Genomic DNA, 8,475 nt, shown 5'->3' with positions numbered 1-8,475 from the left:
ATTTTCTGACAAATATTTCTCAAATAAACTTCGAGTAATTTCTACCATCAATCAATGAAAATAATTTCGATCAATCAACCAGTAAAAATCCACACAAGTTGTTCTTCATAATCTCTTAATGATCTTCTTGCTGATTCGTCACCAGCAAGCTAGGTCGGCTATATTACTCTTTATTTCTAAAAAGTCAACAGGTTTTATTGATTATTTTTAAACTTCTTCAAGACTTCTAGATTTCACCCTTTAGGCTAAATCCTTGTTTCTCAACAAGTTTTAATCAACATCACCGCCGATGGATGTGCATTCTACAGCATTTCAGAGGGACTGCAACACCTTTTTCAAGAAAATCATTTTGTATGTATATTTTTTAAGCTTTTCGTGTGTTTTCATTCATTTTTTATACAAATTTGCTTAAATGATGTCTATTCGTGAATATAACGTTTATTATTTTCATACTAATAAGTAGTGCTACTTACACAGAAAAGGCCTCAGGTTACCTTATGCATCGTTCTATTTACTTATCTATATGCTTATTTTCTTTAGCTTCAAGCGCACATGTTTTCGCTGAGGTGGCCACCGGTGTGGAAAATCTGGAAAACGAGCCTGCAAAAACGCCGCTTAGAACAAAGATATCAACCAAAGCTCAACAATTACAAACGCAATTGAAAGTTGATGCCAGTGCAGCACAGGCAGAAGAAGTTAAAGATCCTTTTCAACCGTTAAATAGAAAGATCTATCAGTTTAATGATGCGATTGACCGCACCGTGGTACGTCCCATAGCCGTACAATATGTGGAAAAAGTTCCTCAAGATGTTCGTGGCAGCTATACCCAGTTCCGCAGTAACCTAGGTGAACCTTGGAATGTGGTGAATCAGCTGATTCAAGGTCGTCCTGCCCGCGCTGCTAAATCCCTAGGTCGTTTTACCATTAACACCTTAACAACTTTAGGACTGGCTGATCCAGCGCGTCGCCTGGGCTTGAGTCATGAAGAGGAAAAATTTGGAATTACCTTAGGTTATTATGGCGTGCCTTCTGGCCCTTATATCATGTTGCCATTTTTAGGTCCAAGTTCTGTCCGTGGCGTAATCGGTACTGCTGTAGATAGTCAAGCTCGTCCACAAAAATACATTCTCGAAGATGAAGATGGACTTTACTGGACTGATCAGTTTTGGCGTGCCATCGATACCCGTTCAGAAATACTGGACGTTGAAGGAGTGCTGACTGGCGATCGCTATGCGCAGATTCGCGATATTTATTTACAACGTACCAATTATGCAATTGCAGAAAAGAAAGGTACAGAGCAAGATACGCTGTTCCTAGAAGATGATTTTGAAGATGAAAATTCTGATGATGCACCTTCTATTGATAGCAACATTAAATCTTCAAACGAAGATCTTTAAGTTTAAGCCTCATGTATGATTGCTAGTGAAAATCTGTTCGCTAGCAATACTTTGCTTATTATAGTACATCTTATAACCAATCTTGGGATTGAATCACTTTTTTATGTATTTCATTCAACCGACTCGTGATATTCCTTACTTAGATCAAGTACTTGATGCACTTCCGCATGTTCAGATGATCTATCTGGATGATCATGAACTGTATGACTCTACGATTATTGCAATTGCAGATGTACATGATTATCTGAAATATAAGTGGAATCTGCCTACGATTGTACTGGCCTTAGAAAATGAAGGTACTGCTTTGGCTCAGGCCTGGGAACAAGGGGCTTTGGCTGGCTGGATCTGGAATAAACTTCCCGAGAATCCTGATCTGGCATTACAAAAAATTGACGCACAATATAAACGTAATCAGGATAGCCGCGACCTTCCTTCTGCGGCAGAATTACAAAAAAGATTGTTACCAAATCCGATTGAATTGACCAATTACGAGGTCGAAACCTATTTCCAGCCTTCTGCCTATCTTTCAGGAGATTGGTATGATTATTGGAAAATCAGCGACAAAGAAGTGATTTTCTATTTGGCCGATGTCTCTGGACATGGTGTCACCAGTAGTTTACTCACGTCCTGGATGGCAGCTTTCCATGGCCGCTCTAAAACACCGCGCGAGCTGATCAAAAAGCTGAACGGCATGCTGATGCAGGAAAATATTGAAAAGCACATCACCATGATTGCCGGGATTCTTAATCTGGAAACCCATGTATTAAAATGGTCCAGCGCTGGACATTATCCTCCACCGATTATATTTGAACCCAATCAAGAACCTAAAATCCTCTCTTCCAGCAGTTTCCCTTTGGGCTTAACCGAAGATCTTGAAGTTGAGGAAAATGAATGGGTATTAAGTCGCAATGCGCGCTTTATTATCTGTTCGGATGGCGCACTGGAACCTTTTGATGGTGGTTTAAATGAACAATTCTCGCAATTATTACACCATTTGCAGAATCAATCTTTTCAGGCTCCGGAACATGTGGCTGACGATATCGCCTTTTTAAGCTTTATCCGCGTAAATTAGCAGTATATTTACAGGCTTTATAAGCACTTAATTTGATTACTACTTTCAGCCACTTGAGTATCAATACACCCTATGGGATAATTTAATATCCTTCTCTGCAAATGGCATTTATATGTCAACAGGTCATGTTGAATATGCAAGTCTGAATGGAACGCATATTTTTAAGCTTATCGGCGAAGTGCGTGCCCAATCTTGTATTAGTCTAGACAAATTACTGAACAAAATTGAACAGCAAGACAACGTAGTTGGCGCTATCGTTGATCTCACCGAAACCAGTTTCATTGACAGTACCGTACTGGGTGTTTTAGCGAAACTAGGACTCAAACTCAAGCAAGTACACAATATTCAGGCTGTCATGCTTTCTACCAATTCTGACATTACCACTTTGGCCAACAGTATGGGATTGAGCCAAGTGTTTGTGATTCTGAATTATTGTGGTGATCCAAATGTCTGCACACGTGCGCTGATGGAAGAACATGTCACGCATCAAAATATGCTGAATACGGTTCTGGATGCGCATAAAACCTTGATGAAACTGAATCAAAGCAATCAGAACATGTTTGAACCTTTAGTCAAACAGCTACAGAAAGAGCAAGACAATTTAGATAAAATTTCCGAGCAAAAGGTATAACCATCTTATAAGAGGACCCTATGACTTTACTTTCTGTTGTACAAATGAATTCTCAAAATGAAATTGATGCCAATTTCGTGGAGATTGAATCTTTAATTCAACAAAGTAAGGCCAATGGAGCTGAACTGATTGTTTTCCCGGAAAACTTTGTCTGTTTTGCCGCAGGAAAACAGCGTGAAACTGCTGCACAATTTGAAGTGATTCAGCAGCGTCTGGAACAACTTGCCCATCAATATGACACCTGGATCGTCGCTGGTACATTACCCTGCCCTTATCGTCCGGATGGTTCGATCATTGAAGATGGCCGCGTGCGTACCGTTAGCCTGTGTATCAGTCCGGAACGGACCGAAGCGCGTTATGACAAAATTCACTTGTTTGATGTGCAAGTCGGTGATGCTGTAGGCGGTTATCAGGAATCCAAGTTCTTTGAGCCCGGCACAGATGTTGTCGTAGCCAAAACCCCTTTTGGTAATATTGGTTTAATGGTCTGTTATGACCTGCGTTTTCCGGAACTAGCGTTAAATCTACGAGCCAAAGGTGCAAACCTCTTGACCGCACCTTCTGCTTTTACCTATACCACAGGTGAAATGCACTGGCAGCTTCTTCTGCAAACACGTGCTCTAGATAGCCAATGTTCGGTGCTTGGTGCAGCTCAACAAGGCTGGCATGGAGAAAAACGCCAGACCTGGGGGCATGCAGCCGCCACCAATAGTCGTGGACAACTTCTTAATATGATCCATGCAGAAGGTGCTCAACTCATCACCGTCGACTTTGATTTAAATGAACAGCAAAAAGTGCGTGAATCCATGCCTTTAATGCAACACCGTAGACTTCTTCAACTTTCCTGAATCGTTTCATTTGCTTGCATAAAATAACAAAATCCCTGCTTATTCTTCAGGTGAAATCACCGAGCATAGAAGCTCTACGAAAAATAAACAGGGATTTAACTCATGTCATTAGAAAAAGCCGTCTATACCGCACATGCCAAAGCCACAGGGGGCCGTGATGGCCGCGCCATTTCTAACGATCAGATTCTGGACGTCCAATTGGCCGTACCTAAAGAAATGGGGGGACCAGGCGGTGGAACCAATCCTGAACAGCTCTTTGCCGCAGGTTATTCCGCCTGTTTCTTGGGTGCTATGAAATTTGTCGCCAATCGAGACAAGCTCAATATCAGCAAAGATGCCTATATTGAAGGTGATGTTGGGATTGGTCCGATTCCTACCGGGTTTGGAATCGAAGTGACCTTAAATATCCATCTTGAAGGCATGGATCAGGAAGAAGCACAAAAACTGGTCGATGCTGCGCATATCGTCTGCCCCTACTCGAATGCGACCCGCAATAATATTGATGTGAACTTAAATGTGATTACTTAAGATTTTGATTTACCTGCTATCCTGAAAAAATAGCTTCAGGATAGCTAGACTTCAATTATAAATTTCAAAATTTACCCGCTTCATCTTTTGTCAAAAGCTACTTCTCTTCCCCACTTGAAAACTGCAGCAAAAACTTAAGAAATTATATATAATGATTCTTATTTACATTTATTCGATTTATATTGATGTTAAAACTAGTTCTTCTGAATTCTCTCCTGCTCCTCACTGCTACAACCTCTTTTGCAGATCTTTATCTCTCAGAAAAAATCCGTCCGAAAATAAAATCTCTGCTCAATACTGAAATTGAACGCCTACCCATTCCTGCAACACCCAACAATATGATTCTGCCTGAATTTGGTAAAGGGATTATTGGCTGGGGAGCTGGCCCCAAAGATGCTGAAGCCCGTTTTCTCAATATTACTCAGGCAGATGTTGAAACAATGAAACAGGAAGGACTGAGTTTAGCAATGGCACAAGCCTGGCAGAACTTTTATGAAAATGAAACTCTGCGTAATCCGGGAAATCCGACTGCACCTTTTCGTGTACAACTCATGAAAAAAATCGTCAGTCTCTGGTAAATATCCAAAAGTCCTGACGATCATTATGATAAAGCGAGCAGATTAAAAAATTATTCTACTGCTTCGTTGGTTACTCGCAATACTTCTTCAATCGTGGTTTTTCCGGCCAATACTTTACGCAGACCATCATCACGAATGGAACCTGACTGCTGACGTACATAGCTTTCGATTTCATATTCAGCCGCATTGCCATGAATCAAACGGCGCATATGATCATCGACTGGGACAATTTCATAAATTGCAGTACGGCCACTAAAGCCAGTATTGCCACAACGTTCACAGCCTTGAGGTTGCGGTAATCTTAAATCTTGGGGATGCTCAATATTGCCAAATAGATTCTTCTCGAAAGCATCTGCCTCATGCCAGGTCGCGCAATGTGGACACAAGGTACGCACCAGACGTTGGGCAATTACCCCGATTAAAGAACTGGACAGCAGAAATGGTTCAATTCCCATATCTTTCAGGCGCGTAACCGCACCAATCGCGGTATTGGTGTGTAAGGTGGATAACACCAGATGTCCTGTCAGGGATGCCTGCACCGCAATTTCTGCGGTTTCCAGATCACGAATCTCACCAACCATGACCACATCCGGGTCCTGACGCAACATGGCTTTTAACGCACGGGCAAAAGTCATATCCACTTTGGTATTGACCTGCGTTTGTCCAATGCCTTCCAGCTGATATTCAATCGGATCTTCAGCCGTGAGGATGTTTTTAGAACCGTCATTCAGGTCAGAAAGTGCCGCATATAAGGTGGTGGTTTTACCCGAACCGGTCGGGCCAGTCACCAGAATAATCCCGTGCGGGCGATGCACTAAGGTCTTGAGTCGACCATAGTCATTATTCATCAAGCCCAAATGGGTCATGTTCAAACGGCCAGCCTGCTTGTCCAGCAAACGCATCACCACCCGCTCCCCATAAGAAGATGGCAAGGTGGATACACGGACATCGACTTCACGTCCGGCCAAGCGTAATGAAATACGGCCATCTTGAGGAATACGCTTTTCCGCAATATCCAGTTTGGCCATGACTTTAATCCGTGAAACCAGAAGCGGTGCCAGTTCACGGCGTGGCTGGACAATTTCGCGTAACTGGCCATCGACCCGTAAACGCACCGACAGTTTTTTCTCAAAAGATTCAATATGAATATCGGAGGCCCCAACACGAATTGCTTCGGATAATAGCGCATTGATCAGACGTACAATTGGCGCATCATCTTCCTGATCCATCAGGTCTTCAGCTTCCGGTACCGAATCAGCCAGACTGAGTAAATCCGGATGATCTTCCAGACCGGCAGCCACCTGCTGTGATTCGCCGCTATCTCCGGCAAAACTGGAACTGAGTAACTGGTTAAATTCCTGTTCAGTACAAAGCTGAAAATGAGCCGGATAACCGAGCAGACGGCGGGCTTCCTGCAATGCAAGCATCGAGGTATTGTCACGGCGCAGAATAAAGGCCTGATCTCCCTCATAACGCAACAGCACACCATGGCGCTTGGCGAAGCTATATGGGATTTGTAATTGTTTAAGTACTTGCATCGCGGATTATAATAATGATGAAAAAATTTAAATTGAGTGTACTCTAAGCATATGACAGCGTGAAGTATGTTTTCAAAGATTTAGCAAGAAAGGGTGCCAAGATTGCCGCAAGATAAAGATGAATTAATCCCGAATACAGCGAAAATGCGCTGGTGGGGAGAACAGAATTTTGAAATAAATCAGTCTAAAGCCTGGCAGTTTGGCTCCTTGCTGTTTCGGCTGACCCGAGGGATTCAGGAATGGCGACTGGAATATTTCCGCCCTTCTGTGCAATACGATTATGAACAGCAATGGCATCAGATTGATGATCCGAATTTTGCCTTTCCCCCACCTGTGAAAATTGAACGCTATATGTTCAAATCCACGCAAAACAAATTGCAACTGATGCCACGCCTTGCAGACCGTTCTGTGGTGATTAAACCAGTCGATCCGATTTATATTCCTGCCGGACAGCGCGGTACGCTTTATATCAGCACGCCCTTATGGATTGCCGGTTTTGTCGAGGGGCAGCGCGAACCGATTTTCGATTTGCCGGTAATCTTGCCAAAAGACACCTGGTTTGGACCCAATCACCGTTCGGGGGAAATCTGTTATGCCACCGCAGTCGATGGCAGAACCGAACTGAAACAGTTACATCCGCGAGCCTTTCGTGCAGTCACGCCGATTGAGTTTCACAATACCAGTAACCAGCAATTGCGCTTTGACCGAATGAATGTGCCAGTGCCTGCCCTGCCGCTTTTTTACAGTGAAAGTACCGGCCGCTTATGGACCTCACAAATCCGCGTTTTGCATGAAAGTTCGGATCGTCCACCACGGATTCGGGTCGAAAACCGCACACCACCAAATGCCGGCGAAGTCGCCTATCTGCATCCACCGCGCGATCCGGCAGGTGCGTTATTTAATATGTTTGATTCATTTTTCTAAGGGCGTCTGATGCCAAGTTCAAATATTCCGACCGAAGTCACCAACAGCCTAAAGGGAGTATTTACCAATATCAATACCGACCGTTTGACCGAAGTTCTGGTGGCGGTGGTGTTGTGCTTTATTGGCTTCCTGATCGCACGCTTTATTTCCAATACCTTTATTCGCACCATTGGTGTCCGTTTTAATGCCCATCAGAAACTGGTCTGGCGCCGCGGAATTTTCTATTTTATCTTCCTGCTGTTTGTGATGGCTAGTCTGAAAGAAGCCGGTTTTAAACTCAGTGTCTTCCTTGGCGCTGCAGGGATTTTAACGGTCGCACTGGGTTTTGCTTCGCAAACCTCAGCATCCAACCTGATCAGTGGTCTGTTCCTGATTGGTGAAGGTTCTTTTGAAGTCGGTGATACCATCCAGATTACCTTGATTCGTGGGCATACCATTGAAGGCGAAGTGATTTCGATTGATCTGCTCTCGGTTAAACTTTTGACCCAAGATAATATCTATGTGCGTTTACCGAATGAACAGCTAATTCGGGCACCGGTGCAGAACTTGTCGAAATTTCCGATACGGCGTATTCCAATTACCCTGGCGATCAATTTCCATGAAGATATTATCAAGGTACGTGAAGTGCTGCTGGACGTTGCCAATAAATATCCGCTGGTACTGGCCGACCCGAAACCTGCAGTCACCGTTACCGCTTTCCGTGAATCTTCGATCGAACTGCTGTTTGCGGTGTGGTGCCAACAGGAAAACTACCTGAAAGTACGTGATGAAATGCAGGAACGGATTCGAAACGGCTTTGTCGATAACCAGATTGAAATTCCGGTGCCAAAAATGGGCTTTGTCGATCCTCCACTTTCCCGCCCTCTAGAAAATGAAGAGATCGATCAATACGCCAATGAAAAGACCCTCAAAAGAGAGCCTGATCTGAAATAAACCTTAGATTCCCTCTCCTTTTTAAA

At 43.5% G+C, this 8,475-nt stretch carries 9 protein-coding genes; 8 read left to right on the top strand and 1 reads right to left on the bottom strand.

Features of this window, described 5'->3' with window-relative positions:
• The first annotated feature begins 497 nt into the window (after positions 1 to 497).
• The 6 genes from F995_RS14865 (at position 498) to F995_RS14840 (ending at position 5,054) form a co-directional block, all read left to right on the top strand.
• Complete coding sequence (locus tag F995_RS14865; RefSeq protein WP_004647544.1) at positions 498 to 1,397, top strand: MlaA family lipoprotein; 900 nt, start codon at positions 498 to 500, stop codon at positions 1,395 to 1,397.
• A gap of 103 nt (positions 1,398 to 1,500) precedes the next feature.
• Positions 1,501 to 2,469 (top strand): RsbU family protein phosphatase GigA, encoded by a 969-nt coding sequence (gene gigA / locus F995_RS14860; protein WP_004647543.1) that lies wholly within the window; start codon positions 1,501 to 1,503, stop codon positions 2,467 to 2,469.
• A 112-nt stretch (positions 2,470 to 2,581) separates the two neighbouring features.
• The gene (gigB, locus tag F995_RS14855) at positions 2,582 to 3,100 is read left to right on the top strand and encodes an anti-anti-sigma factor GigB (RefSeq protein WP_004647542.1); all 519 of its coding nucleotides are present in this window, start codon (positions 2,582 to 2,584) and stop codon (positions 3,098 to 3,100) included.
• Positions 3,101 to 3,120: 20 nt separating this feature from the next.
• On the top strand, positions 3,121 to 3,948 hold the full coding sequence (locus F995_RS14850; protein ID WP_004647541.1) for a carbon-nitrogen hydrolase family protein: 828 nt from the start codon (positions 3,121 to 3,123) through the stop codon (positions 3,946 to 3,948).
• 102 nt (positions 3,949 to 4,050) lie between these two features.
• The gene (locus F995_RS14845) at positions 4,051 to 4,476 is read left to right on the top strand and encodes an organic hydroperoxide resistance protein (RefSeq protein WP_004278250.1); all 426 of its coding nucleotides are present in this window, start codon (positions 4,051 to 4,053) and stop codon (positions 4,474 to 4,476) included.
• A gap of 185 nt (positions 4,477 to 4,661) precedes the next feature.
• A complete protein-coding gene (locus F995_RS14840) occupies positions 4,662 to 5,054 on the top strand; it encodes a DUF4951 domain-containing protein (RefSeq protein ID WP_004647540.1) in 393 nt (130 codons plus the stop codon).
• Between the two features lie 50 nt (positions 5,055 to 5,104).
• Here F995_RS14840 and gspE read toward each other — a convergent pair whose 3' ends face one another.
• Complete coding sequence (gene gspE / locus F995_RS14835; protein ID WP_004647539.1) at positions 5,105 to 6,592, bottom strand: type II secretion system ATPase GspE; 1,488 nt, start codon at positions 6,590 to 6,592, stop codon at positions 5,105 to 5,107.
• 144 nt (positions 6,593 to 6,736) lie between these two features.
• On the opposite strand from gspE, the gene F995_RS14830 reads away from it, so the two are divergent.
• Both F995_RS14830 and F995_RS14825 read left to right on the top strand, forming a co-directional pair.
• On the top strand, positions 6,737 to 7,516 hold the full coding sequence (locus tag F995_RS14830; protein ID WP_086044916.1) for a hypothetical protein: 780 nt from the start codon (positions 6,737 to 6,739) through the stop codon (positions 7,514 to 7,516).
• A gap of 9 nt (positions 7,517 to 7,525) precedes the next feature.
• Positions 7,526 to 8,449 (top strand): mechanosensitive ion channel family protein, encoded by a 924-nt coding sequence (locus F995_RS14825; RefSeq protein WP_004647537.1) that lies wholly within the window; start codon positions 7,526 to 7,528, stop codon positions 8,447 to 8,449.
• Positions 8,450 to 8,475: the final 26 nt, after the last annotated feature.

The sequence above is a fragment of the Acinetobacter sp. CIP A162 genome (assembly GCF_000367905.1).
Taxonomy (GTDB): domain Bacteria; phylum Pseudomonadota; class Gammaproteobacteria; order Pseudomonadales; family Moraxellaceae; genus Acinetobacter; species Acinetobacter lwoffii.
This window is presented reverse-complemented; position numbering and strand designations above follow the sequence as displayed.

Coding starts and splice junctions, on each gene's coding strand:
- F995_RS14865 (WP_004647544.1), top strand. CDS start 498: ATGCATCGTTCTATTTACTTATCTATATGCTTATTTTCTTTAGCTTCA.
- gigA (WP_004647543.1), top strand. CDS start 1,501: ATGTATTTCATTCAACCGACTCGTGATATTCCTTACTTAGATCAAGTA.
- gigB (WP_004647542.1), top strand. CDS start 2,582: ATGTCAACAGGTCATGTTGAATATGCAAGTCTGAATGGAACGCATATT.
- F995_RS14850 (WP_004647541.1), top strand. CDS start 3,121: ATGACTTTACTTTCTGTTGTACAAATGAATTCTCAAAATGAAATTGAT.
- F995_RS14845 (WP_004278250.1), top strand. CDS start 4,051: ATGTCATTAGAAAAAGCCGTCTATACCGCACATGCCAAAGCCACAGGG.
- F995_RS14840 (WP_004647540.1), top strand. CDS start 4,662: ATGTTAAAACTAGTTCTTCTGAATTCTCTCCTGCTCCTCACTGCTACA.
- gspE (WP_004647539.1), bottom strand. CDS start 6,592: ATGCAAGTACTTAAACAATTACAAATCCCATATAGCTTCGCCAAGCGC.
- F995_RS14830 (WP_086044916.1), top strand. CDS start 6,737: ATGCGCTGGTGGGGAGAACAGAATTTTGAAATAAATCAGTCTAAAGCC.
- F995_RS14825 (WP_004647537.1), top strand. CDS start 7,526: ATGCCAAGTTCAAATATTCCGACCGAAGTCACCAACAGCCTAAAGGGA.